Annotated in this window: 20 protein-coding genes; 13 read left to right on the forward strand and 7 right to left on the reverse strand. The window is 41.0% G+C overall.

Annotated elements, in window-relative coordinates; genetic code table 11:
* The first annotated feature begins 152 nt into the window (after positions 1-152).
* The 8 genes from xdhA to puuE are packed head-to-tail and all read left to right on the forward strand — an operon-like array spanning position 153 to position 9216.
* Positions 153-1658 (forward strand): xanthine dehydrogenase small subunit, encoded by a 1506-nt coding sequence (gene xdhA, locus ATS74_RS04740; protein WP_058547805.1) that lies wholly within the window; start codon positions 153-155, stop codon positions 1656-1658.
* Positions 1645-3984, forward strand: coding sequence for a xanthine dehydrogenase molybdopterin binding subunit (gene xdhB, locus ATS74_RS04745; protein WP_058547806.1), 2340 nt, complete (start codon positions 1645-1647; stop codon positions 3982-3984). Before xdhA ends, xdhB begins: the two co-directional genes overlap by 14 nt.
* Positions 3977-4867: a xanthine dehydrogenase accessory protein XdhC gene (xdhC, locus tag ATS74_RS04750; protein WP_058547807.1), complete on the forward strand. Its 891-nt coding sequence runs from the start codon at positions 3977-3979 to the stop codon at positions 4865-4867. The genes xdhB and xdhC overlap by 8 nt, the downstream gene beginning before the upstream one ends.
* Positions 4864-5364, forward strand: a complete 501-nt coding sequence (gene uraD, locus ATS74_RS04755) for a 2-oxo-4-hydroxy-4-carboxy-5-ureidoimidazoline decarboxylase (RefSeq protein WP_058547808.1) — start codon at positions 4864-4866, stop codon at positions 5362-5364. Before xdhC ends, uraD begins: the two co-directional genes overlap by 4 nt.
* Entirely contained in the window at positions 5361-5699 is a 339-nt protein-coding gene (gene uraH, locus ATS74_RS04760; protein WP_058547809.1) for a hydroxyisourate hydrolase, read from the forward strand. The genes uraD and uraH overlap by 4 nt, the downstream gene beginning before the upstream one ends.
* Before the next feature lie 2 nt (positions 5700-5701).
* Positions 5702-7066 carry a guanine deaminase gene (gene guaD, locus ATS74_RS04765; protein WP_058547810.1) on the forward strand — a complete coding sequence of 455 codons (1365 nt, stop codon included), beginning with the start codon at positions 5702-5704 and terminating at the stop codon, positions 7064-7066.
* Between the two features lie 4 nt (positions 7067-7070).
* Complete coding sequence (locus ATS74_RS04770) at positions 7071-8282, forward strand: urate hydroxylase PuuD (RefSeq protein ID WP_058547811.1); 1212 nt, start codon at positions 7071-7073, stop codon at positions 8280-8282.
* 1 nt (position 8283) lies between these two features.
* The gene (gene puuE, locus ATS74_RS04775) at positions 8284-9216 is read left to right on the forward strand and encodes an allantoinase PuuE (RefSeq protein WP_058547812.1); all 933 of its coding nucleotides are present in this window, start codon (positions 8284-8286) and stop codon (positions 9214-9216) included.
* Between the two features lie 82 nt (positions 9217-9298).
* Here the strand turns inward: puuE and ATS74_RS04780 are convergent, their stop codons facing one another.
* Positions 9299-11800 (reverse strand): S8 family serine peptidase, encoded by a 2502-nt coding sequence (locus ATS74_RS04780; RefSeq protein ID WP_058547813.1) that lies wholly within the window; start codon positions 11798-11800, stop codon positions 9299-9301.
* Positions 11801-12380: 580 nt separating this feature from the next.
* Between ATS74_RS04780 and ATS74_RS04785 the strand changes: the two genes are divergently transcribed.
* Genes ATS74_RS04785 through ATS74_RS04800 form a run of 4 tightly spaced genes read left to right on the forward strand, consistent with a single transcriptional unit; the run spans position 12381 to position 15509 of the window.
* Positions 12381-13883, forward strand: a complete 1503-nt coding sequence (locus ATS74_RS04785) for a curlin (RefSeq protein WP_058547814.1) — start codon at positions 12381-12383, stop codon at positions 13881-13883.
* Positions 13884-13922: 39 nt separating this feature from the next.
* Positions 13923-14321 (forward strand): curli production assembly/transport protein CsgE, encoded by a 399-nt coding sequence (locus tag ATS74_RS04790; RefSeq protein WP_058547815.1) that lies wholly within the window; start codon positions 13923-13925, stop codon positions 14319-14321.
* Complete coding sequence (locus ATS74_RS04795; RefSeq protein ID WP_058547816.1) at positions 14311-14736, forward strand: curli assembly protein CsgF; 426 nt, start codon at positions 14311-14313, stop codon at positions 14734-14736. Before ATS74_RS04790 ends, ATS74_RS04795 begins: the two co-directional genes overlap by 11 nt.
* Positions 14736-15509 carry a CsgG/HfaB family protein gene (locus ATS74_RS04800; RefSeq protein ID WP_058547817.1) on the forward strand — a complete coding sequence of 258 codons (774 nt, stop codon included), beginning with the start codon at positions 14736-14738 and terminating at the stop codon, positions 15507-15509. The genes ATS74_RS04795 and ATS74_RS04800 overlap by 1 nt, the downstream gene beginning before the upstream one ends.
* Positions 15510-15650: 141 nt before the next feature.
* Here ATS74_RS04800 and ATS74_RS04805 read toward each other — a convergent pair whose 3' ends face one another.
* The 4 genes from ATS74_RS04805 to ATS74_RS04820 form a co-directional block, all read right to left on the reverse strand.
* Entirely contained in the window at positions 15651-16340 is a 690-nt protein-coding gene (locus ATS74_RS04805) for a LuxR C-terminal-related transcriptional regulator (protein ID WP_058547818.1), read from the reverse strand.
* A gap of 177 nt (positions 16341-16517) precedes the next feature.
* A complete protein-coding gene (locus ATS74_RS04810; RefSeq protein WP_058547819.1) occupies positions 16518-18017 on the reverse strand; it encodes a trehalase family glycosidase in 1500 nt (499 codons plus the stop codon).
* Between the two features lie 14 nt (positions 18018-18031).
* Positions 18032-19270: an MFS transporter gene (locus ATS74_RS04815; protein ID WP_058547820.1), complete on the reverse strand. Its 1239-nt coding sequence runs from the start codon at positions 19268-19270 to the stop codon at positions 18032-18034.
* Positions 19271-19427: 157 nt separating this feature from the next.
* Entirely contained in the window at positions 19428-20459 is a 1032-nt protein-coding gene (locus tag ATS74_RS04820) for a LacI family DNA-binding transcriptional regulator (RefSeq protein ID WP_268801271.1), read from the reverse strand.
* Between the two features lie 254 nt (positions 20460-20713).
* Between ATS74_RS04820 and ATS74_RS04825 the strand changes: the two genes are divergently transcribed.
* Positions 20714-22966: a TonB-dependent receptor gene (locus tag ATS74_RS04825; RefSeq protein ID WP_058547822.1), complete on the forward strand. Its 2253-nt coding sequence runs from the start codon at positions 20714-20716 to the stop codon at positions 22964-22966.
* A gap of 77 nt (positions 22967-23043) precedes the next feature.
* On the opposite strand, the gene ATS74_RS04830 is transcribed toward ATS74_RS04825, so the two are convergent.
* Positions 23044-23565: a hypothetical protein gene (locus ATS74_RS04830; protein ID WP_058547823.1), complete on the reverse strand. Its 522-nt coding sequence runs from the start codon at positions 23563-23565 to the stop codon at positions 23044-23046.
* A gap of 56 nt (positions 23566-23621) precedes the next feature.
* Positions 23622-25160: an EAL domain-containing protein gene (locus tag ATS74_RS04835; RefSeq protein WP_058547824.1), complete on the reverse strand. Its 1539-nt coding sequence runs from the start codon at positions 25158-25160 to the stop codon at positions 23622-23624.
* Positions 25161-25197 lie beyond the last annotated feature (37 nt).

The following is a 25197-nucleotide window of genomic DNA, read 5'->3' on the forward strand; positions in this document are numbered from 1 at the left end:
ACTTAGCTGACCAAGCGGTCAACAATGGCATGGTATCTGCAATTAACTTACCAAGATGAAAAAGTTTTTTTCTTAGCAGTACCAAAACAACAAGAAAAAATATACGCCAAGCCTTTACATATCAGGGCTTTATAAAAGTTAAGGGGGTCTGTGTGATTACGTTTTTATTAAATGACACGCCAATAGAAGTAGAAGAATGCGCGCCGAATCTCACCATTTTGGACTGGCTTCGCACCAAAAAAGGGAAAATGGGCACCAAAGAAGGGTGCGCTACAGGCGATTGCGGCGCGTGCACAATTTTAGTTGGCGAAGAAAAACTAAGCTCAAACGGTAACCCAGTTTGGCACTACCAAACCATGAACAGCTGCCTGCTTTTATTAGGCAATGCACACGCAAAACATATAGTAACCGTAGAGGCTGTAACAACGGGGCTTTACCCAACCCTTGATGACTTACACCCAGTACAACGCGCATTGGTTGAGTGCCATGGTTCGCAATGTGGTTTTTGTACCCCTGGCATAATAATGAGCATGTTGGCGCTTTATATTAATAACCCGAGTTACCCGGGTAAAAAAGCCGCTATTCATGCTTTAGGTGGCAACTTGTGCCGTTGTACTGGCTACAGCCCTATTTTACTAGCGGTAGAAAAAGCCTACAGCTATGAGCGCAAAAATGAGCCTTACTCAGCCATGGCAGCTCAGTTTAAAGCCTCACTTAATACGCAACATGATGACGATGTTCCATTTTTAAAAAATGGCCCTCGCAAATTCTACTTGCCACAAAATGCTAAGCAGCTTGTTGAGCTAAAAGCGCTTTACCCGCATGCACACTTGGTTGCTGGTGGCACCGACTTTGCCATTGAGCTTAGCCAAAACATGCTGTTGCCCGATATTATTATATCGCTTAGCCAAACCAGTGAGCTGTGCACTTTAAGCGATAACAACGGCGAGCTACATATTGGTGCAGCACTACCTTACAGCCAATTTGTTGAAGCGTTTTACACTTACTACCCTGAGTCTAAAGAGCTGTTTGAACGCCTTGGCTCTAACCAAGTACGTAACAGTGGCACCTTAGGTGGCAGCATAGGAAATGCCTCTCCTATTGGCGATCCAGCCCCATTATTAATTGCACTTAATGCCACTATCGATTTATTAAGCACAGCAGGCACACGCACTATAAACGTGGCCGACTACTTTGTTGATTACAAAAAAACAGTCATTAAAAGCGATGAAGTAATTAGCAAAATTACAGTGCCAAAACGTCCAGACTCGTTAAAGCTTGCGTGTCATAAAATTTCAAAACGCTTTGAAGATGATATATCTACTGTGTGTTTAGTGCTGGCTATAGAGCAAGCACAAGGTTTAATTAGCAATGCCCGCTGCGCCATGGGCGGTATGGCTGCAATACCAAAACGCGCAGCGCACATAGAGCAAAAGCTTAATGCTCAGACCTTACAAGTAAGCACGTTTATAGATGCCGCTAGTGCTATAAATGATGACTTTGCCCCCATGAGCGATGTACGCAGCAGCGCACATTACCGCACTACGGTAAGCAAAAACTTGCTACAGCGTATTGGTATTGAGTTTTGTGGTGCACAGCCAAGCAGTAAAAATAATAACAACATTGCCATTACGAGGATCTCACATGCGTCACTTTGAAATGGATAAACTAAAAGCCCAAGGCGGAAGCGTTGGCCAATCTAAGTATCACGAAAGCGCAATAAAACAAGTATGTGGCAATGCAAACTACGCCGACGATAACCCAGAGCCTCATGGCTGCTTACACGCCTACCCAGTACTTGCGCCCATTACCAGCGGCTTTATTAAATCAATTGATACAAGTAAAGCGCTTGAAGTTGCAGGTGTTAAGCGTATTTTATCGGCCGATGATGTACCCGGTAAGCTTGATATTGGCCCAGTATTTCCAGGTGATGTACTGCTGACCAGTCATGAAATTCAATACCACGGGCAACCAGTGCTGGTAGTGGTTGCCGACAGCTACGCCATTGCGCGCCGCGCAGCACGCTTGGTGGTTATAGAGTGCGAGCAAACCACCCCCATACTTGATATTAAAGAAGCCATAAAAAAAGAGCATTGGGTAAGGCCGCCGCATTCACTTAACCGCGGTAATAGCGAGCAAGCAATAAATAATGCAGCCCACCAACTTAAAGGTGAAATACACATAGGCGGGCAAGAACACTTTTACCTTGAGGGGCAAATAGCACTTGCTCAGCCCGACAACGATGGCGGGATCCATGTGCAATGTTCTACACAGCACCCAACAGAGGTGCAGCACTTAGTTGCTAAAATTTTAAAAAAGCCATTTAGCTTTGTAAACGTAGAAACCCGCCGCATGGGCGGAGCCTTTGGTGGTAAAGAAACCCAAGGCGCGCCGTGGGCTTGCCTTGCAGCACTTGCAGTTTACTACCTTGGCTGCGCCGTTAAAATGCGCCTAGCCCGCAGCGACGACTTTAAACTTACCGGTAAACGCCACCCATTTTATAACCAATACCATGTAGGGTTTGACGAAAATGGCCTGATTGAAGGCGCTGATGTAACCGTAAATGGGTTTTGTGGTTATTCGCCTGATTTATCTGATGCCATTGTAGACCGCGCAATGTTTCATGCAGATAATGCTTATTACTACCCAGCTGCCACTATTATGGGGAATCGCTGTAAAGTAAACACCGTAAGTCACACTGCGTTTAGAGGATTTGGTGGACCGCAAGGCATGATTATGGGCGAGCTAATAATGGACGACATAGCCGCTAAATTAGGTAAAGATCCACTTGAGATCCGAAAGCTTAATTTATACAAAAAAGGCCGCGACACCACGCCGTATCATCAAACAGTAGAGCAGCATATTTTAAAAGATATGATAAGCCAGCTTGAGGAGTCGGGTGATTACTGGGCGCGAAAAAAGGCAATTAAAGCCTTTAATGCATCATCGCCCATTATCAAAAAAGGCCTTGCGATGACGCCGGTAAAATACGGTATATCGTTTACTGTACAGCACTTAAACCAGGCGGGTGCATTAGTGCATGTATATAGCGATGGCTCGATACATTTAAACCATGGCGGCACCGAAATGGGCCAAGGGCTTAATACAAAAATAGCGCAAATAGTAGCCCATGGCTTTGGCGTTGATTTTGACGCCATAAGCATAAGCGCTACTCGTACCGACAAAGTACCAAACACCTCGCCAACTGCTGCATCAAGCGGGACTGACTTAAACGGCATGGCGGCGCTAAACGCGGTAAATACTATAAAAGAGCGTTTAATAAACTTTATAAGTGAGCACTTTGAAGTAGACAGCCAAAGTATTGTATTTAAAGATAACCTCATTACCTTTAGTAAAGGCGAAATTAGCTTTAGCGAACTTGCAAACCTTGCTTACATGAATCGAATATCGCTTTCATCAACCGGTTATTACGCCACACCTAAAATTCATTACGATAGAGCGAAAGGCGAAGGCCGACCGTTTTTTTACTACGCGCACGGCGTAGCACTCAGTGAAGTAGAAGTAGATACGCTGACAGGTGAAAATACCGTAACCCGTGTTGATATACTGCACGATGTGGGCAGTTCAATAAACCCAGCACTTGATATAGGGCAAGTTGAAGGGGCTTTTGTGCAAGGTATGGGCTGGCTTACCACCGAAGACCTACAATGGAACGATAAAGGCCAGCTTGCAAGCTTTGGCCCAGCTAACTATAAAATTCCTGCAATTGGCGATACCCCAGCCGAATTTAATGTAAATTTATATAACTCGGCCAACCCAGAAACCACCGTATTTAGATCAAAAGCGGTTGGCGAGCCGCCGTTTATGCTGGCCTTTAGTGTGTGGAGCGCTATTCGTAACGCCATAAGCAGTGTGGCCGATTACAAATACACCGCCCCACTTGATACACCTGCCACACCTGAGCGTGTATTAAATGCAATTGAGCAAACCGCTAGCTGGTTTAAGGAGCATCAACATGGCTAATTTAAATGAGTCGTTTCAGGGTTTTCATACTCAAAATTGGGCGCAAGCTATAAACGAGCACGAACAAAGCGGCACTAACTATGTTATTGCCACGGTGCTGGGAACTAATGGCTCAACCCCACGAGGCACAGGCTCTAAAATGGTAATAAGTGGCGAGCATATTTACGATACCCTTGGCGGTGGTCACCTTGAATACGTAGTAATAGAAAAAGCCCGCGAGCTACTTGCTAAAGGCGAGGCAGCCCAAGTGATAGAGCAATTTAACCTAGGCGCAAATTTAGGCCAGTGCTGCGGCGGAGCTGCCACAGTGATGCTTGAGTGCATGCAATGCGAGCGCTTTACCCTCGACATATACGGCGCAGGCCATGTAGCACAGGCGCTTATTGGTATATTGGCACAGCTGCCTATGCGTATACGTTGGATAGATAGCCGCGCCGATGTATTCCCACAAGTTATTCCTAATAACGTAGTAAAAGTGGTTGATGAAGAGCCAATAGAGCAAGTAAAACGCGCCCCTAAAGCTAACAATTACTTAATATTAACCCATAACCACCAGCTCGATTTTGCACTCACACAAGCCATTATTAAACGCGCTGATGCCAATTGGCTTGGCGTAATTGGCTCAGATACCAAAGCAAAACGCTTTAAGCAGCGCTTAGCTCATCGCGATTTTACCACCGAGCAAATAAAGCAAATGGTCTGCCCTGTTGGGCTAGAAAATGTAACGGGCAAGCTCCCTATGGAAGTGGCAATATCAATTAGCGGGCAGTTAATTGGCCTTTATCAGGCTATGCAAACCCATGCGCCTAAACGCCAAGGTGTGCAATGGCGTGCACTTAAAAATGCCCTAATTAGCACCACGCAAGAGGAAGAAAACGCATGAGTAGCTTAAAAATTAATAACCTAGATGAAGCGCAAGCGTATCAAGCCTTAGAGCATTGCTGCGCCGCCCCTAATTGGGTAAGCGGTATGCTAAATACCATGCCATTTGAAAATAAAGAGCACCTATTTCAGAGCGCTCAAAGCGTATGGGATAGCCTAGGTGAGAGCGATTATTTAGCCGCTTTTGAAGGCCACCCGCAAATTGGCGATTTATCAACATTAAGTAAAAAGTACGCCGCTACAGCGCAAAAAGCGGGGCACGAACAATCAGGCATGAGTAAAGCAAACGAACAAACCCTTAAAAAAATGATTGCGCTAAATAAAGAATACCTCAGTAAATTTGGCTTTATATTTATTGTGTGTGCCAGCGGCAAAAGTGCTGAGCAAATGCTTGAACTTATTGAGCAGCGTATACACAACACCCGCAGCACAGAGCTTAATATAGCCGCGGGCGAACAAGCCAAAATAACAAAAATAAGATTGGAGTCATTGCTATGAATAAAAGCCCTATCACTACCCATATTCTCGATACCAGCACAGGTAAACCTGCAGCCAATGTAGCTGTACAATTGTTTTTACTCACTAATAACGAGTGGCAATTAATTGCTCAAGGTAAAACAAATAGCGACGGGCGAATTACCGACTGGCTCAACACAGACGTAGAATTTGCCACCTATAAGTTGGTATTTGATTTAGATAGTTATTATGAAAACCAACCTACTCCAGCGTTTTACCCAGAGGCGCAAATAACCTTTAGATTGCAAGATAAAAAGCATCATCACATCCCATTATTGCTTAGCCCATTTGGCTACTCAACGTACAGAGGCAGCTAATTATGAGCACCCACAACAATAATAAAATAACCGTAATTTGTGCCAACATACTCGATTTTGTTGACGACCCAGCCATAGCCGGCGACAACGCCCATCGCTATTTTGAAAAAGGCGCGTTAGTTATTCAAAATGGCAAAGTGGTTAACCTTGGTTACGAGCAAGAGATACTTCCAAGCATTGATAAGTCAGCCACTATTATTCGCCACGATGGCAAATTGGTTATGCCCGGCATGATAGACACGCACATACATTTGCCGCAAACCGAAATGGTCGGCGCGTATGGCGAGCAGCTTTTAAGCTGGCTCACCGAATATGCCTTCCCAACCGAAAAAAAGTTTACCTGTGAGCATTATTCAAAAGACATATCTAACCGCTTTTTAGACGAGCTACTTAGAAACGGCACCACCACCGCGTTAGTATTTGGCACTGTGCACCCGCAATCGGTGGATGCATTTTTTAACGAATCACAAAAACGTAATTTACGCATGATTGCCGGTAAGGTGATGATGGACCGAAACTGCCCTGACGATTTATCAGATTGCGCGCAAACTAGTTACGATCAATCAAAAGCACTTATAGAAAAATGGCACAATGTTGATAGATTAAGCTATGCGGTCACGCCACGTTTTGCGCCTACATCAACCCCTGAACAACTACAAAAATGTACTCAATTATTAGAAGAATACCCCGACACCTACCTGCATACACACTTATCTGAAAACAAAGACGAGTGCGAATGGGTAAAAGGGTTATTTCCTGAAGCCGAAGATTACCTTGGCGTTTATGAGCAAGCTAAAATGGTGCGTAAACGCTCGGTATTTGCCCATAGTATTCATTTATCTGAACGTGAGCTTTGCTGTCTTGCAGATCAGGGCGCAGCTATATCGCACTGCCCTACCTCTAACTTATTTTTAGGCTCGGGCTTATTAAATTTAAAAGCTTGTGAAGAGCACGGAATAAACGTGGGTATGGGTACCGATGTAGGCGCAGGCACAAGTTTTTCTATGCTACAAACAGGTAACGAAGCGTACAAAATTCAGCAATTACAAGGCCAGCGCTTTTCAGCGTTTAAAGGCATGTACCTAGCTACTTTAGGCGGTGCACGAGCGCTTGATTTAGAAGGCACAATAGGTAACTTTGCAATAGGCTGTGAAGCCGATTTTATTGTCATGGATTACGCGGCCACCTCATTTTTAAAATTCAGAATTGGCCATGCAAAAACCCTGCACGAGCAGCTTTTTGCCATGATGATGCTAGGCGATGACCGCTGCATAGAACAAACCTACATCATGGGTAAAAGCGTGTATAAGCGCGATGCAAAAGAGCAGTTTTCAACAACCCACATACCGCAATTAGAAGAGGCTTAACCCAATGGAAAACTATTTATTTGAGCTTGCTCATTTAGTCCTGCGTTATTTTCATGTAATTGCAGGCATTGCGTGGATTGGGGCGTCGTTTTATTTTGCGTGGCTTGATAATAACTTACAAACCCCGCCACAATGGAAACAAGACAAAGGCATAAAAGGCGATTTATGGGCCGTGCACGGCGGTGGCTTTTACGAAGTCGCTAAGTATCAAAATGGCCCTGAAGAAATGCCGCATACCCTGCACTGGTTTAAATGGGAAGCCTACACAACCTGGATCACCGGTATTTTATTATTTAGCCTACTTTATTATGTTGGCGCCGATGTTTACCTAATCGATAACAGTAAAAGTGAGCTAAGTAAATTTGCCGCTATTGGCGCGTCGCTTGGTTTTATTGGCTTAGGGTATGGTGTTTATCGATTATTGTGCAAAACCCCGCTCGTTGAAAACGGTAAAGCGTTTATTGCTGTGATTATTGGCATATTGGCCCTTTGGACTTACGGGGTTGACCAGCTATTTAGTGACCGCGCTGTGTATATTCATGTAGGTGCGCTTATTGGTACGTGTATGGTTGGCAATGTGTACCACATAATTATGCCAGGGCAGCGCTACATGGTAAGCGAAGTAGAAGCTGGCCGTATTCCCGATTCCGCACCGGGTTTAAAAGCAAAGCTGTGCTCTATTCATAATAACTACGCCACGTTACCTGTGGTATTTATTATGCTGAGCAACCACTTTCCTTACACCTACAGCCACAGCTTTGGCTGGCTTATATTAATTGCGTTATTTGGTATTGGCATGTGGATACGCCATTACTTTAACTTAAAGCACCAAGGCGTTAATAAACCTTCGGTACTTATAAGTGGTATTGCCGCCTTTTTTGCCCTAATGCTGGCTATAGCTCCATGGCCTAGCAGCCCAACAATTACAGGCGAAAGCGCGCCTTTACAAGCAAGCATTACCGACACTCAAGCGTGGGAAATAATCAGCAAGCACTGTACACAGTGCCACAGTGAAACACCTACCTCTGAGCTTTTTCAAGCAGCGCCGCTTGGCTTTAAGCTCGACTCTATTAATGATGTAAAAAAAGCCAGCACGCTTATTCATACCCGCGCGGTTATAACCAAAGACATGCCGTTGGCAAATATGACCAAAATGACTGATGCAGAGCGCGAAACGCTAGGCTCTTGGCTCACAGCGCTTAAAAAGGAGCAATAACATGAGCGAGCAATTTAAACACTATCCGCGCGATTTAATTGGTTATGGCTCCCAGGTGCCCCATGCAAATTGGCCCAATAAAGCCCGTATTGCTGTGCAAGTGGTATTAAATTACGAAGAAGGCGGCGAAAACTGTGTACTGCATGGTGATGCAGCGGCTGAAACGTTTTTGTCTGAAATAGTCAGTGCCCCACATGTAGAAGACCGCCATATAAGCATGGAGTCCATTTACGAATATGGCTCGCGAGCGGGTGTGTGGCGTTTACTTAAACTCTTTAAAAAATACGATATACCGGTCACCATTTTTGCAGTGGCGATGGCTCTTGAGCGCCACCCCGATGTAGCTAAAGCTTTTGTTGATGCAGGGCACGAAATTGCAAGCCATGGCCTACGCTGGATTAATTATCAACATATAGATAAGCAAACCGAGCGCGAGCACATGCAAAAAGCCATTGAAATAATTCAAGCGCTTAGTGGTAAAAAGCCCAAAGGCTGGTATACCGGGCGTACAAGCCCCAATACTGCAGGCCTTGTGGTAGAAAATGGCTCGTTTTTATATGACGCTGACGATTACAGCGACGACTTACCCTTTTACAGTATTAAAGAAGGTAAACCACAGTTAATAGTACCTTACACCCTTGATGTAAACGACATGCGCTTTGCTGCTGTGCAAGGCTTTAACGCGGGCGATCAGTTTTATAATTATTTAAAAGATGCCTTTGATACGCTTTATGACGAAGGCGACCCAGAAGGTGAAAACACACCAAAAATGATGTCGATAGGTTTACATTGTCGCTTAATTGGCCGTCCTGGGCGCATTAAAGCCCTAGCGCGGTTTTTAGAATATGCCAGCTCGCATGAGCAGGTATGGTTTGCCACGCGCGAACAAATCGCCGAGCACTGGCTTAAAACCCATCCGTATAAAAAAGCCTAGTGGTGTGCCGTTAAAACTAAACTCTAAGAGCTTAAACAAAAAAAGCCCAGCAATGCTGGGCTTAAGGTCACTTTAGGAGTAGTTAATTAAATGACACAGTAATGATATTCGAACACACATTTTCTGTTACACATAATTGGTAATCGTACGAAGGTAATGTAGCACCACGTACATAATCACGGTATCTGCCGTTATCTGACGTCGTATCTACTAGCTCACCGTTACGGTATACGCTTAATGACTCAGCGCCTACACGATCCCAGCTTAGATCTACTCGCATAGTATCTAATCGAGACTTATTAGCACGTTTTAAAGTCAGTTCTAGCTCTACATCACTTACAACAACCGTTTGAGTTGATGTACTTGTGTTGCCTTCACTGTCTGTTACCGTTAGTTCTACATCGTAATTACCTGATGCCGCATACACATGCATAGGATTTTGATCAGATGATGTTGCTCCATCGCCAAAGTTCCAGCTCCACTGCGTAATATCGTTATTTGAATCTGTGCTTGAATCAATAAAGTTAACAGTTAAACCTTGTGTTTCAGCCTCAAAGCTAGCACGTGGTGGTTGTGGACTAACTTCGCCAATAGCGCTTAGCGTTAATGACCAACCATTAATTGTGCCCGTATCGGCTGCGGCAGTGTCTTCTACTTGTAGTGTCCAATCGCCTGTAGCAACTTCGCCATTAAACGATTCAGACGTAAAGCTTTTAACTATGTCGTCGTTAGAACCACCCACATTGCTTTGTAGCGTTACTTGCGTGCCCTGAGCAGATACTAACTTAACCACTAAGTCGCCAGAGTAAGTATGCGAAATATCTACATCTGCAGTAGTACCAAATACAGTTAAGTCATCAGGTACATTAATTACTGACATTGCGCCTACTGGCGAGTTATCAGGAATGTCAACGCTTGTGCTACTGCTGTACGTAAAGTCATTTAAGCCAACAGGTTGAATCATTAATTTAACTGATTGCTGCTTAACAATATCACCCGCGGTAGCTGTTACAGTAAGATCGTATTCGCCCCACTGAGTGTCAGTGTCGGTTTCAACGTTAAGTCTTACTTCATCACCAGGGCGTGCTGTATTAGCCGACAAATAAGCACCGCCTAATGTTGTTGATAATTCAAGCGTTACTTCTTCATCCCACTCAGCAATTGAGCCAATTGTAAACGTGTAGTTTGTAGCTTGCCCAGCTTCAACTTGCTGCGTAAGTGGATCGGCTGATATTTTAAATCCTGGCGTAGGATCTGCATCAATAAGCGCTTGATTTACATTAAGACGCGTGCCTGCAACAGTTACACCTTGAAGTGCAGCATTTGCATCACCAGAGCTCATTAGTAAATCTTTAAGCTCTTGAGTGCTAAGCTCTGGGTTAATTGACAATACTAACGCTGCAGCACCTGCTACATGTGGCGTTGCCATTGATGTACCTGAGTAAGACGCATAGCTTTCACCTGGTGTAGTAGATAAAATAGCACTACCCGGCGCGCCCATATCAACGCTTGTTAAACCATAATGTGAGAACCATGAAATACCATCAGTTTGGTCTGTACTTGCAACTGATAATACACTTGCATTTTCGTAGTTAGATGGGTAGTGAGGGTTAACATCGTTATCAATAGTATCGTTACCCGCTGCAGCTACAAATAGTAAATCGGCCGCTTCGCTAGAGTCTATAGCATCAGCTAATGCTTGGCTGTAACCGCCACCGCCCCAGCTATTATTTAAAACGCGTAAGTTAACACCTGAGTTTTTAAGACCAACCATATAGTCAATACACTTAATAGCGTCTGATGTTGAACCATTACCCGCAGCATCTAAAAACTTACAACCAACAAGTGACACTTCATGGTTAACACCTACGACACCAATACCATTGCCGCCACTTGCGCCAATAGTACCTGAAACGTGGGTACCATGGCCTTCGTCATCCATAGGGTCGCCACTGTCGGTAATGGCATTTATACCATGCACGTCATCAACAAAGCCGTTGCCGTCATTATCAATGCCATCTCCAGGAATTTCACTGCTATTTACCCACATGTTGCTAGCTAAATCACTGTGGCTGTAATCAATACCCGTATCGATTACACCTACCACTACATCGCGGCTACCAGTCGAAATATCCCATGCTTCTACTGCATCAATATCAGCGTCTGCTGTACCACCCGTTTGGCCATCATTATTTAAGCCCCAAAGCTCATCAAAACGAGGATCATCTGGCGTACGTGCAACGCTTACTTGGTAATCAGGCTCTACGTATTCAATTGCTTGGTGTGATTTTAGGCGAGCGATTGCTTCTTTAGTGCTCATACCTGAAATTTTAAACTTAGCTAAACGTCCAGAAAGTAAAGACTTGTAGTTATCATCAATCTCATCTGCGTTTACATCTGAAATTTTTGCTTTTACTAATGAACGCGCTTGTTTACGCATTTCTGCTGACGCATTTTTTTTGTATTTAACAATTACTGCATCACTACTTGCTACAACAGGTTGTTTAACACCAGCATCAGGGAGTTTTGCTGCAGCTAAACACGGTAGTAAAGCAAGAGTAATAATAGATAATTTTGTTTTCATTGTTCTATCCATAGTTTAATTAAGTTGGCTTAGTTTCTCTAAGCAAGTTTTTCACTATTTCGAGTACAGCGGATCACGTGGCATGTACTTAGAAAACAACCTAATTACTAATTAAACAAGCTAAAAAAATAAATTGGTTTAAAAACCATCTTTTTTGACCAGTTCAGTTTCAAAAAAAACACCAAACACAGTCATTTTCATGAAATTTAACATCTGAGCAATACCTAATATAGGGTCAGATATTTTTACTGGTTTTTATTCCAAAAATAGAAACAAACAAGAAACAACCCGTAAGCCCATGATATTTAAGATGTAATAAATTGGTAAAAAAAGATGATTTAAGTAATCGCGTTTGAGGAATACAGTAATTGGGTACTTATTAATTAACAGCTACTAAACGTAAGTTAAAAATAATGACAATACGCTCACTAGCTATTATTAATTGTACGGTACGTTTTACTATTAAGAATTAAACAGGCGGATCACAAACATTATATCGGCACGGCATGCTGAAACAGCAAATACCTTTTAAAACTTATAACACCTAGGTATTTGATTTTAATATTCAAGGAGAATAATAATGAAGTTAAATAAATCACTTTTAAGCTGCGCAGTTGCTATTGCAATGGGTACCAGCTTTGCCTCATACGCTGATACAGATAATAAATCAGCTTCTAGCTCACAACTTAGCACCAAAATTACAACTGAAAGTGTTGAAAATACATTAACGTTGAGCCAAACATTAACTGAAAACAATGCATACCTTTATCAAGATGGCGACAGCAACACCATGCTTGTTACTACAATTGGTAACAATAATGATACTGAAGTTGTACAAAACCAGTTTGGTAATTATGCCCAAGTAATTACAACAGGTGACAACAACACACAAGTATACTCTCAAGATGGCGTTGCAAACGGCTTTATCTCTGAAGTAACTGGTAATAATAACATGTTGTTTGTTAGCCAATTTGGCCAAGGCTTTTTTGTAAATAACGAAGCAATTAATATTGTAACAGGTGATGATAACCTGATTGATGTAGAGCAAGGTAATGGCGGTCACTGGTTCTACAACATGGATATGCAAGGTAATGCAAATGAAATCACATCTTTGCAAACTGGTGAATGGCATGAAGCAGAGATTACTATGCTTTCAGGCGATGAAAATACACTTGATCTAGTTCAAGACGGCTACTGGAATACCTTCAAAGTAAGTAGCTTACAAGGTAACGACAACGAACTTGAAGTTGAACAAGACGGTGATCGTAACGCTGTAGCATTTAGTGCAATTTCTGGTGATGCAAATGAAATTGAAATTGAGCAAGATGGCTTAACTAATGCGGTAACGTTTGCAGCTGTAATTGGCGACGACAACCAAATAGATTTAGATCAAGAAGGTTCATTAAATACAATTGAATCAAACTTATTTGAAGGTTCGAATAATGAAGTTTCAGCAACTCAAGTTGGCGCTGAAAACTTAATGACAGCCGATTTAATTGGTCACAACAACGAACTAACATCAATGCAAAACGGTGATTTGAACGAAGTTTACATGGGTGTAATTGGTTCAGACAATGAATTTTCATCAAGCCAAATGGGTGATTTAAACTCTATTCACTTAGCTAACTTTAACGGCACAGGTAACGATGTTGATTTAGTGCAATCTGGCGATGAAAATACAATGCTTGTGCAATCATCTTACCCAGATGTGTCTTTAACGTCTAACGACAACGATATTGATATTTCGCAAAGTGGCTCTCAAAACGAAACTGTTGTAACGCTTGCTGGGATTCTTGATAGCAACAATAACCAAATTGACATTTCGCAAGATGGTACATTAAACCTAGTTGACATGATGGTTGAAGGTAATAACCACAGCATTGATATTTCACAAGAAGGTGAAGGCAACTGGGTAAGCGGCATTGAACAGTCTGCCTTTTTAGTAGGCGGTGAAAATGTGTCGTTCAGTGTTACTCAAGTAGGTAATGACAACCTTGTTGAAGGCTCTGTAATTGGCTACGACAGCACTGTGTCAGTTACTCAAATTGGTGACGGAAACACTGCAACAATTACGCAAATGTAATTGCTGAGGTGGGGAGGTTAACCCTCCCCATTTTTACTTATGAAAAAACATATTCAGATTCGTAACTACCTACTCCCCATTTTTCTGTGTTTTTCTTCGGCAAGCTTTGGCGCCGACGAACTAGAAATAGATGGCTTATTACTCGATAGAAGTATTAGCCGCTTTGGTCATCAGTTTTATTACGAGTTTTCAAACTACTGGCGAGATCTTCCCTCAACAGCTGGTTTTAATATTGAAATAAGAGAAACCGTAATCCCTAAAGCTGGCACAAAACTTTCTTTAATTATGAACAACCAACTAGTGTATGCAACTTACTTAGGCCGTAGATTAGCGCCCCTTGATGAGCGTGTTGAACAAGCTGTTTATACTGTAATAGACGCAATGGCGCGTTCAAACATGGCAACATCATCACCCGATATGGCTGTAAATGGATGGTAAAATGAAAAAAATAGCACTTATAATAATAACAACATTAAGTTTTTCAGCCTCTGCGACTGAAATAATTTACACTCCAATAAACCCAAGCTTTGGTGGCAACCCATTAAACGCAAATATGCTGCTGAGCAAAGCTCAAGCACAAAATAAACATAAAGCACCTAGCGTTGAAAAAGGTTACGCCGAGCAATTTCAAGACACATTAGAGCGCACATATTTAAACCGTATGGTCAGAGAAATTACTGATATGGCGTTTGGTGAAGACATTGAAGACAGTCTTTTTGACCAAGACTCAATTTTTATGAGTGGCGATTATCAAATAGAAGTAATAACCAGTACAACAGACAGTATTACCGTAAAAATAACAAATATGTTAGATGACTCTGTTGTGATCATCGAAGTACCGAGGTTTGGATAATGCACAAAATACTAATAACAATAACTTTATTAGGCCTTAGTGGCTGCACAAGTATGGCAAATTTAATTCCCCCTTCTCAGCAAAAAGCGATGTCTTTAGAACCAACAGAAATATTTAGCGATTTAAAAAATTTACCTAAACCTGTTGGTAGTATTCCTGTTTCTGTCTATTCATTTAGAGATCAAACAGGTCAATATAAGCCGCAAACTAACGTCAGCTCTTTTTCAACAGCGGTTACACAAGGCGCTAACTCAATACTAATACAAGCCCTGCATGAGTCTGATTGGTTTACACCTGTAGAACGAGAAGGCCTTCAAAATATATTAACTGAGCGAAAAATTATTAGAGCAGGTCAATCCGATAACCCTAACCAAGCAGAATTACCCCCTTTAACTACTGCAAAAATAATTTTAGAAGGTGGCATTATTAGTTACGACACCAACGTAAAAACTGGCGGCTTAGGTATGGAATATTTTGGTATTGGCGCATCGGAGCTATACCGTGAAGATGCAATATCTATTTACTTACGTGCAGTTGATGTACGTACTGGGCAAGTATTATTAAGTGTAGCGACTAGTAAAAAAGTGCTTAGCCAAGAAATGCGAGCGGGATTTTTTAGATACGTAAGCTACAAGCGTTTAGCCGAAGCTGAGGCTGGTTTTAGTGATAACGAACCTATGAGCATTTGTGTAACACAAGCCATTGAAAAAGCACTCACTGATTTAATAACAAAAGGTATTAACAAAGGTTTGTGGGCTCAAAAAACAGCGTAAACACATTTCAGGACAAGACATTTAAATACACTAAAAAGGCTACATAACTGTAGCCTTTTTAGTGTTTGATACTTGTAGTGTATATAAGCTTTAGCTCATCTTTACCTTAATATAGTACCTTAATATTACCTAGCTCGCCTTTTACTTATTCATTGGAAGTAAAACCGATATGTAACGCTGGGCCCAATTAGCTAATTCAATTCGATTACGAGAGTTGGTTTTTTTAAACGCGCTGTACAAGTGAGTTTTTACAGTGTGATCGCTAATATTAAGCTTATCAGCAATGGCGTTATTACTCGCGCCTTGCGCTATTAAATGAATAACCGACTTTTCTCGCTTCGTTAAATGTGCGTAATCATCTTGCTTAAGCTCTATATTATCGCTTAAGTTATTAAATGAAGCTGCAACAGCCAGTATATCGTTAAATGCTTGAGAAATGACCTTACGAGTAAACCAAAGCTCCCCTGCACTTACCCTTACCAATCCTTTAAAAATATCTTCAGGCTCGTCTGATTTATAAAACACACCATTTATATGATTTAGTAATAAGTTTTTTTCACAAACACTTTCTTTATCTACATTAAAAACAACAATGCTGTATTGCTTAGCTAAGCATATTAGATCTGCTGGAATTAGGTCGTGCCAATTATTTTTAGCACCATCAATTAAAAACAAATCATAATGACCGCGTTGCTCTGCTTTAGGCAAAGTATCGTCCATTTTGATATCGCCAAAAAGCGCCTGGATCGTTTTTAAAATAGTTGTGTAACTTTCTGTGTGAAAAGATGACTGGAATGTGGTCTTTACAAAAATAGCCTGCTGCTGTGACATAAATCTCATCCTTGAAATGTTTAAACCACATTACCGAAATTATACCAAAGTTACAATGCGATTTTGGTATGAGAAGATGCAGTTTTTTCACTCATACTATTTAGTTAAATTTATTATATAACATGGTGTTACAAAAATAGAATAACAAAAAGCTGTATGAGTTACAGCTCTGATCAGTTAGCCTAGCAAAGTATAAAAACGGGTAGTTACTCCATTAGTCCAGCCAAAACCTTGCTGTACCGCATATTCACCACCGCCTGCTTTTAGCTGTGGCTCACACACATTATACTTTTCAAGTAAGCACTTATTTTGAGCAAAATCCTGCTCGATCATAGTTAACCAATTTTGCATTATACGCTTACTAAGACCGCTAAAGCCGTAGTTATTAAGCCCTTTTACGCTAAACCATTGCAACGGAGCCCAACCATTTGGGCTATCCCATTGCTGTGGCGTATCGGTAATAGTAGTCACTACACCGCCTTCTTTTAAAAAGTCTTGCTCTATAAGTTTAGCAACCTGCTTAGCTTGTTTATCACAAGCCACATTTACAAACAGGGCTGTACTTGCTGCAGCGCTCAATACATCAGACTGACTCGCTTTACTGTGATTGTAATCAACAAAAAAGTGATGTTCATCACTCCATAAGTACTTATTTATAAGCTGCTTTCTACTAGCGGCTAAGGTATTGAATACCTTAGCTTGCGAGTTATTACCTAATAAAGTGTAAAACTCACTAAGCTGATTTTCTAAGTTGTACATTAAGCAATTTAAGTCAATTGGCACTATATCTGTTGTTTGTATTGAACCTAGCGAAAGCGGCTCGGCTAACCAGCGAGAGCTAAAATCCCACCCCGATTCGCACGCTGCACGAATATTGCGATAAAAATCAGGCTTTTCATGATCAACAAAATCATGGGCTAACTCTAAATCTTCTCTAAGCGACTCGGCCCTAGGAGCAGCTTCATCGTCCCAGTAACGATTTAAAACGCCACCACAATTGAGCTTCACTACACGCTTAATGGCTGTTTGCTCAGTATTTAAATTATCTGCACCTTGCATCCAAAACGCATACTCTTTTTCAAGCGCCGTAACACAATTTTTAAGCCAGGCTAAGTTATTCGATTTGCTGTGCACATGTTGCCATAATAATTGCACCATAAGCGCTAAAATTGGCGGCTGGGAGCGTGATAAATAATAGCGACGGTTACCATTTGGAATGCAACCAAAATCGTTTATTAAATCAATAAAGTTTTGCAGCATATCTTCAACAATGTCGGCTTTATTAGCATCAATTAAGCCAAGCGCTGTAAAGTAACTATCCCAATAGTATATTTCCTGAAAACGCCCACCTGGTACAATATAGCTGTGCTTAAGTGCTAATAATGAATCGGCTTTAGGCGTGTCTGCCTCGCGGCGTAAACCATCCCACAGCGAGTTGATGTAACTTTTTACACTTGAAGTATCTACCTCAGTACTCATTTTTAATAGCGGGGTTGTTAAAAAGTGAGCGTTTACAAACTCTTTAAGATCAATGTTACTAAGTGGTGCTACTTGCTCGTAACTTTTACAAGCACTTTGCCAATTGGTACGTGCGGTAGCATCTGCAAATGTTTTGCAGTCACTAAAAATATGCTGCGTTTGTACATCTTTAAATAATTGGCTATCAAAAAAATTCATAACAATCCTAAAAATTAAGCATTAGCTGTATGTTGAGAAATGGCATGGGTACGTTTTTTAAAAATAATCACGCTAATAAAAATCAAACTAATGGGTATTAAAGAAAGGTAAAATGCATGTTGTCCGCTAAAATGCTCAAACACATAGCCTGTGATCATTGAACCCGTCGTACCACCCAAAGCAGAAAATACAACGATTAAACCAGTCATGGCCGCATGCTGATATTTTGGCAGCGCATTTAACATCACAGAATTTAATACTGGGTAAATAGGTGCCATAAAAAAGCCAATAAGAGGCAAAATGAATGCCACTAACGGGGCGTCAAATAAGCTTTTAACCGCAGTTGTTGGTAAGTTTTCAGTAAGCGGTAACGTAATAATAATCAGTGATGCCATCGCAACAAGGCAGCCACATAATACAAAAAACCAATTAATGTGTTTAAGCACTTGCCCTGCAACTAATCGACCCAGCGCGAGAGCTGCTGCAAATATGCTGGCTAACTGAATGCTTATAGCTACAGGTAACTGTAATACTTGGTTATTAAAGGTAGGTAACCAAGTTCCAACCCCCTGCTCTATAAGTACATATAAAAAAGCACTTATAATAAAAATAACAACAAGTGGTTGGTAAGTTAGCTTTAACATGGCGATAAAGTCACTTAAGCTCGAACTGCTTTTATCACTTTGAAGCGCAGGCTTAATAGGCGCAGCTATAACACTTACAACCACAACTAAAGTAAGTGCAGCAAGCGCATAATATACATTTAGCCATGCACTAGGCTCGCTGGGATTTATAAATGCCGTAAATATCCAGTAGCCGCTTAATACACCCACCATAAAAATACCTTCTATGGTGTTTAATAATGACGAATGGCTATTTGCATCGTCTGTTACTTGGCCAATAATTGAATAAACAGAGACTTTTACTACAGCAAAACCACAGCCTATGGCCGCAAATAATACTTTAAACATATAAAAGTCGCTAATCATTGCGGTGCTTACACAGGCCGCTGCAACCACAGTTAATGCGCCAAGCATGGCAAGTTTATAACCCAACCTAGGGATAAAAGATGCAACGGCAAAAGACATTATCGCAATCGATAAATCTTTAAATCCCTCAAGTACCGATGCTTCTGTTTTACTAACATTTAGCGTATTTATTGCCTGTAAAATAACGGTACCTACGCTATTTAATAATATTGCAAAAATAAAATAGCTTGCAGCAATTGCCAGTGTGATTTTTGTTTTACTCATAGCTTGCCCTACTTACAACGCAATGCATTGTAACTTTATAAGCTAATGACCTTAGGGTATTAGCGTGTGTGTCAGTGAAGCTTGAGTGTAGTGTAGAATAAAAATCATTGCAATCGTTTGCATTTTAACTTTAACAATTAATACACATAGCTATAAATTAGCGCTTGCTAGACTGACGAGTTATTAATTCTATATCAATAACTTGAGATTCTACTTTCTCGCCTAAAAATTGTTGCATCAACTTTTTAACTATCAAAGAGGCAGCTAACTGGGTGTTTTGTTTAATTGTAGAAAGTGATGGGTGGCTTATATCTGCCATTGCAATATCGTCAAATCCAACAAGAGCAACATCGTTTGGAATACTCACATAACGCTCTTTTAAGGCTTTCATTGCCCCGAGCGCAACCATATCACTACAGGCAACAATAGCATCAAAATACAGGCCTTTTTCACGCAGTAAATGGTTTACTGCTTGATAAGCAGAGCCACTTGTAATATCAATTGAAACAACGTGTTGCTCTAGTTTATGTGTTGAAAGCGCAGCAGCGTAGCCGCGGTGTCTTTCGCTAATTTCACCGTGTTCTGGGTCGCCTAAAAACACAATGTTTTTCGCACCATGCTCTATTAAATGCGCCGTTGCTTGCATGCCTCCAAGGTAATTATCACTGCCTACTATAGGATAGCTGCTAGGTGTTTTTGGATCGCCCCATACCACTAATGGAATACCAGCTTTAGCGGCAGCCTCTATATTACGCTGGTCTTTACCTTGTCCAACAACAATAATTCCATCGGCTCTGCGCCCGTTAATAAAATAATTAGCCCAATCGTGTTGCGCCATTATGGAGTTAGATAATAAAAGCTCTAGCCCTTGTTGATTAAGTGCTAGATTAATTTCGCTAACTACTTTTAATAAAAACGGATCACTAATTGACTGCTCTGTTTGTTCATCAAGGTTAATAATTACAGCAACTACATTTGTTTTTTGAGTGCGTAAGCGACTTGCCGCCGTGTTTAAGCTAAAGTTGTGCTTTTTTGCGAGCTGCTGAAGCTTGTCGCGTGTTTCTTGCTTTATCAATGGGTTGTCATTTAATGCGCGCGAAACGGTAGAGGTAGATACGCCTGCTAATTTCGCTAAATCAGCTAATTTAATTTTTTTATTATTCATGAAAACTCTAAGCCGCCCTGCTATCGCAAATATAATATGTAACTAACTGACAATATAGCATTATTACTTTTTGATGGCGCTAACAACTCTACAAAAAGTTCTTATCATATAAATAAGCTCAATAAATAAACTATATAAATTCATAAATAATTTACAAATAAATATTGCAAACGTTTGCATTTATCTCTAAGGTTTCAATCTACACAGCCTATTTACATTAATTTTTACAAACTGCGCTGCAAAAACACACTGTTTAACACACTAAAACGGGATCACACATGAAAATTAATAACTCAAAAAGCGTACTTGCCTGCGCCATCACTTTAGCACTTAGCACCCAATGCACTTATGCCGCTGAAAAAGCCCAAAATCAACCAAAAGTAGAGCGTATTGTGGTGTCAGGCACTCCCACTGGAGTAGGTATAAGAAAAATAGACGCAAGTTATGCGGTTACTAATATAGATAGTGAGCAAATCATAAAGTTGTCACCAAAAAGCACGGCTGACTTATTTAAAGCAATCCCTGGTGTTTGGGTAGAAAGTTCTGGTGGGGAGTCGGGAGCAAATGTATTTGTACGTGGATTTCCTGGCGGTGGCGATGCCCCGTTTTTAACACTTAGCCTTGAAGGCTCACCGATATATCCTGCTTCTACATTATCTTTTTTAGAAAACTCATCGCTATTTAGAATTGACGAAACAATTGAAACAGTAGAGGCACTTCGCGGTGGTCCTAACCCCGTTCTATCTAACGGGCAACCTGGCCTAACCACTAACTTTAGATTAAAGCGAGGCAGCGAAGAAACTGAAGGCTTATTTAAATACACCACGTCCGATTACAATTTACAGCGTGTAGACGCGGTTATAAGCGGCGAAATCACCGACGATTTATACTTTATGGTGGGTGGATATGTAAAAAGCTCACCTGGTATTCGTGATGCAGGTTTTACCTCTGAAAAAGGCAGCCAATTTACAATTAATATTACTAAAGATTTAGATAACGGCGAGCTAAACTTTTATACCCGCCAAACAGACGATCATGGTGCATGGTACTTACCAACCCCCCTTAATATTGATGGTATTGATGCAGAATATACGCAGCTCGGTACATTAAACCGTCAGGCAACAATATTCACAGGCCCTGATGCACAAGAACATGATATAGACTTAGGTGATGGCCGGGGCTGGGATGGGCATGTTTCTGGCGGTAGCATTAAATTAGAGTTTGATAATGGTTGGCAATTATCAGATCGTTTTAACATCACCAAAGGCGATGCGAATACATTTGGTTTAGTGCCTAGCGGCTCTGCTACAACAGTTGGGGACGTTGCAGATAACGGCCAAACTGCGTTTGGCGCAGTTACCAATACAGAATACGCAAGCGACACCCCGGTGCAACAACTTGGACGCTGGGTTGTACTTAAAGAAATCAGCTCATTCACTAACGATTTAGCGTTTTCGAAAAAATTTGGCGACCTATCAACAACTTTTGGGTATTACACTGCAAGTACTTCGGCAAACGATTGGTGGAGTTTAGGTAACACTGCGTATCACGTACTAGAATCAGGCGGTGAAGCATTAACTGGTATTGAGTGTAATCAAAGCACCGACGGCTGCGATTTTAACTACGATATAAGCTCAACAGGTGATGCACGTACTCATGCCTTTTACGTTACGGGCCAATATAAATTTGCAGATGCATTTACGCTTGATGTTGGCGTACGCCAAGAAAACCACGAAGTAGAATACAGTGTAGATGAAGGCCTTGACGGTATTATTACAAAGGCTGTTAGTTACGATGAAAGTAAAACATCGTGGACTACAGGATTAAACTACTCAATTAATGATGATATGGGTGTGTTTGCCCGTGTTAACCGTGGTTATAAAATGCCTTACTTTGATGACTTTAGAGATAACTTTGATGCTTATGAAGGCGGCGAAAAGCTTATTAAAGAAGTAACACAAGGTGAGTTAGGGTATAAGCTAATTACTGAATCAACCGACTTTTACGCAACACTTTTTGTGAATGAAGTAAAGGGCGATACATTTGTACGCCGCCCTGGTGCACCCGCTGAAATTTTAACTAATGAAGCATACGGTATAGAGCTTGATTACAACTTTAACCACGAGTCTGGTTTTTCTGTTAATTTAAATACCACATTACAAGAAACTGAAATAACTCAAAGCCCAACAAATGAAGGCAATCAATCGCAGCGTCAACCACAATGGCAAGTGCGTGTAACACCAAGCTACGACTTTGAGTTACAAGGCATGTACGCCACTTTGTACGGTACACTTTCGGCAGTTGATGACCGTTTTGGTAACAACGAAAACACGGTTACTCTAGATGGCTACGAAAAAGTAGACTTAGGCCTAATTTTAGAGCCAATGGAAGGTATTAAACTTCAGGTAGCCATTGATAACTTAACTGATGAGCAAGGTATTACCGAGGGTGACCCGCGTAATGCCGATGCGCCAAATGGCCGTTACATTATGCCGCGCACCACTCGCTTTAGTGTAAGCTACGCGTTTTAACTTTTATAAGATTAGGGAGCATTCGCTCCCATTCACTTTAATTAACCTAAGTAAATAATTTTAAATGCTAAAGTGAATTACTCAATACTCGCTTTTAATTTATTTAATGCATCAACCGAAAAGCCACGGTCGTAAAAATATAAAATTTCCCCTGTATTATCTATAAGTATCACACGGGTATTATTAGGGTTTTGATTACCTGTAAACTTTTGAACTGTCTCGCCATCTTTATAAATAGTGATAACCCCACCCCACAGCTCTTTTGGTATACCTTTGCGCATACCGTTGTCTATAAATGTACTAAACATACGCGGTGCCATACCAGCAATAGTAGGTAATTCGTAGGTAGGAAGCGTAACACCTGCCATATCTAAACCGATTAACCAACGGTCAATATCAAACTGGCTGTCTTGCTTATAGCCAATTAATAAGAGTGTTTTATCGGCTTTGAAATCACTAGGTATAGTTACCATACTTTGATCTAAGCTTTCACCACTAATGCTTGGAAATTGCTCCCCCTCTAGCTGCTGATTTGGGTATTGAGCAGAGCATGCACTAAGTAGCACAACCGCAAACACACTTGTTATTAATTTGAACATGGTTAAACCTTACTTTTTAAGTATCATAATATTACGCTTTAGCTAGCACTTAAGATTTAAAAGTTTTGCTTAGTTAAAAACGTTTTAAATGTAGCGGCAGTCATCGGTTTTCCATACTTCCAACCTTGTCCGTAATGTACTCCAGCTGTTTTTAATATAGCCTCTTGTTCAGAGGTTTCTATTCCTTCAGCTACACAGGTGTAATTAAATTGATGTACAAGCTCCATAATGTTAGGGATCATAGAGGCTTTTAAGCCTTCAGTGGCTATATCTTGAACAAAGGTACGGTCGATTTTAAGTTGATGAAAACTCAGATTTTGTAAATTTCTTAAATTTGAATAACCAGTACCAAAGTCATCTAACGACAAATTAAAACCCGATTCAACCAAGGTTCTAAAATGAGCATGAGCCATGCTTGTATCAAGGTATTCATCTTCTGTTATTTCTAAACAAATAATAAACCGTGAATCGGTAAGCTCTGTAATTTGTGGTAACAGCGACACATTACCTTGCTCTACATCACACGGAAATATATTAAGTGATACTTTAAATCCCTCTGGTAATGCCTCTATTGACGTAAGCTCTTTAAGCGTAGTGGCTATCATTGCCTCGGTAAAAGCCCACGTTAAATGTTTTTTTCTAATTACTGGAATAAACTCATCGGGGAAGAGTGCGCCATACTTATCTTCAAAGCGTGCTAACACCTCACAGCCAATTAGCTTGCCTGTTTGCAAACAAATAATAGGTTGGTAAGTCCAATAAAATGAGCCTTTTTTAAGCCCTTTTTTAATACGTTGATTAGTAGAGCGACGCGCTGCGATGCGAGCATCAACCAGCAATGCACTCGATACACCCGCTAAACAAGTCAAAATTAAAGAAATAATTAACAATAAGTGGTTATTAGAGAAAAACTTACTCCAAGGTAAATGTACCGCAGCGCAATAATTAGCATTATTATTACTACAGGTAAAACCTGTTTCGTAAGGTAAAAAAGAGTGAGTTCCTACCTGACTAAAAAGCCCTTCTATGCCTGCTAAGTGGTGCAACTTTTCATCTTCTTTATAAATTACTTCCCAGCTAGGCGACTCAATGCCAGCAGAATCGAATGCTCTTAAGTCCATAATTAAATTAAAGTTACCTTGGCGAACTATGATTACTTTCATTGGGCGGCCGGTAAACAGTAATAAGTATAATTGTGGCTCATACCGCACACGTACATTTTCGTCTTTGCGAATGTAGTCGGGCTCTCTGTCGTTTATAACGTTGCTTAATAAACCCGCACCGGTAGTGCACACGAGCTGATTATTTATAAAAAAGCCTATATCAATGGCATATTTTGAATCAAACAAAGCACGGCGCATCTCAAGCAAAGTAGCTTTATCGCATTGTTTAAAAGCAAATTTATTAAGTGGGGTTAATATATCGCGACGTTCTTGCGCGGCAGAGTCAAGATGGTCAATAATGTATTTAGCGTCTGTATTTATTTGTGTCGTTAATTGCTGCGCTGCAAAATACAATAAAACAAAACAGCCAGCCACAAATACCACACCTCCGGTTATAACGGCTATTATTGATTTTTGTTGGTACTTTTTCATAGTATCCCGAGGATGGTTATTTATAAAGCGACTTAAA

Origin of the sequence: Pseudoalteromonas sp. H103 (assembly GCF_001469205.1) — a bacterium.
GTDB lineage: Bacteria > Pseudomonadota > Gammaproteobacteria > Enterobacterales > Alteromonadaceae > Pseudoalteromonas > Pseudoalteromonas carrageenovora.

Bases quoted from the DNA above. Each gene is read 5' to 3' on its own strand.
- ATS74_RS04815 (WP_058547820.1), bottom strand. From the start codon at position 19,270: ATGAGTAAAACAAAAATCACACTGGCAATTGCTGCAAGCTATTTTATT.
- ATS74_RS04790 (WP_058547815.1), top strand. From the start codon at position 13,923: ATGAAAAAACATATTCAGATTCGTAACTACCTACTCCCCATTTTTCTG.
- ATS74_RS04785 (WP_058547814.1), top strand. From the start codon at position 12,381: ATGAAGTTAAATAAATCACTTTTAAGCTGCGCAGTTGCTATTGCAATG.
- ATS74_RS04800 (WP_058547817.1), top strand. From the start codon at position 14,736: ATGCACAAAATACTAATAACAATAACTTTATTAGGCCTTAGTGGCTGC.
- xdhB (WP_058547806.1), top strand. From the start codon at position 1,645: ATGCGTCACTTTGAAATGGATAAACTAAAAGCCCAAGGCGGAAGCGTT.
- ATS74_RS04810 (WP_058547819.1), bottom strand. From the start codon at position 18,017: ATGAATTTTTTTGATAGCCAATTATTTAAAGATGTACAAACGCAGCAT.
- ATS74_RS04780 (WP_058547813.1), bottom strand. From the start codon at position 11,800: ATGAAAACAAAATTATCTATTATTACTCTTGCTTTACTACCGTGTTTA.
- ATS74_RS04805 (WP_058547818.1), bottom strand. From the start codon at position 16,340: ATGTCACAGCAGCAGGCTATTTTTGTAAAGACCACATTCCAGTCATCT.
- uraD (WP_058547808.1), top strand. From the start codon at position 4,864: ATGAGTAGCTTAAAAATTAATAACCTAGATGAAGCGCAAGCGTATCAA.
- xdhC (WP_058547807.1), top strand. From the start codon at position 3,977: ATGGCTAATTTAAATGAGTCGTTTCAGGGTTTTCATACTCAAAATTGG.
- ATS74_RS04795 (WP_058547816.1), top strand. From the start codon at position 14,311: ATGGATGGTAAAATGAAAAAAATAGCACTTATAATAATAACAACATTA.
- ATS74_RS04825 (WP_058547822.1), top strand. From the start codon at position 20,714: ATGAAAATTAATAACTCAAAAAGCGTACTTGCCTGCGCCATCACTTTA.
- puuE (WP_058547812.1), top strand. From the start codon at position 8,284: ATGAGCGAGCAATTTAAACACTATCCGCGCGATTTAATTGGTTATGGC.
- uraH (WP_058547809.1), top strand. From the start codon at position 5,361: ATGAATAAAAGCCCTATCACTACCCATATTCTCGATACCAGCACAGGT.
- guaD (WP_058547810.1), top strand. From the start codon at position 5,702: ATGAGCACCCACAACAATAATAAAATAACCGTAATTTGTGCCAACATA.
- ATS74_RS04770 (WP_058547811.1), top strand. From the start codon at position 7,071: ATGGAAAACTATTTATTTGAGCTTGCTCATTTAGTCCTGCGTTATTTT.
- ATS74_RS04830 (WP_058547823.1), bottom strand. From the start codon at position 23,565: ATGTTCAAATTAATAACAAGTGTGTTTGCGGTTGTGCTACTTAGTGCA.
- ATS74_RS04835 (WP_058547824.1), bottom strand. From the start codon at position 25,160: ATGAAAAAGTACCAACAAAAATCAATAATAGCCGTTATAACCGGAGGT.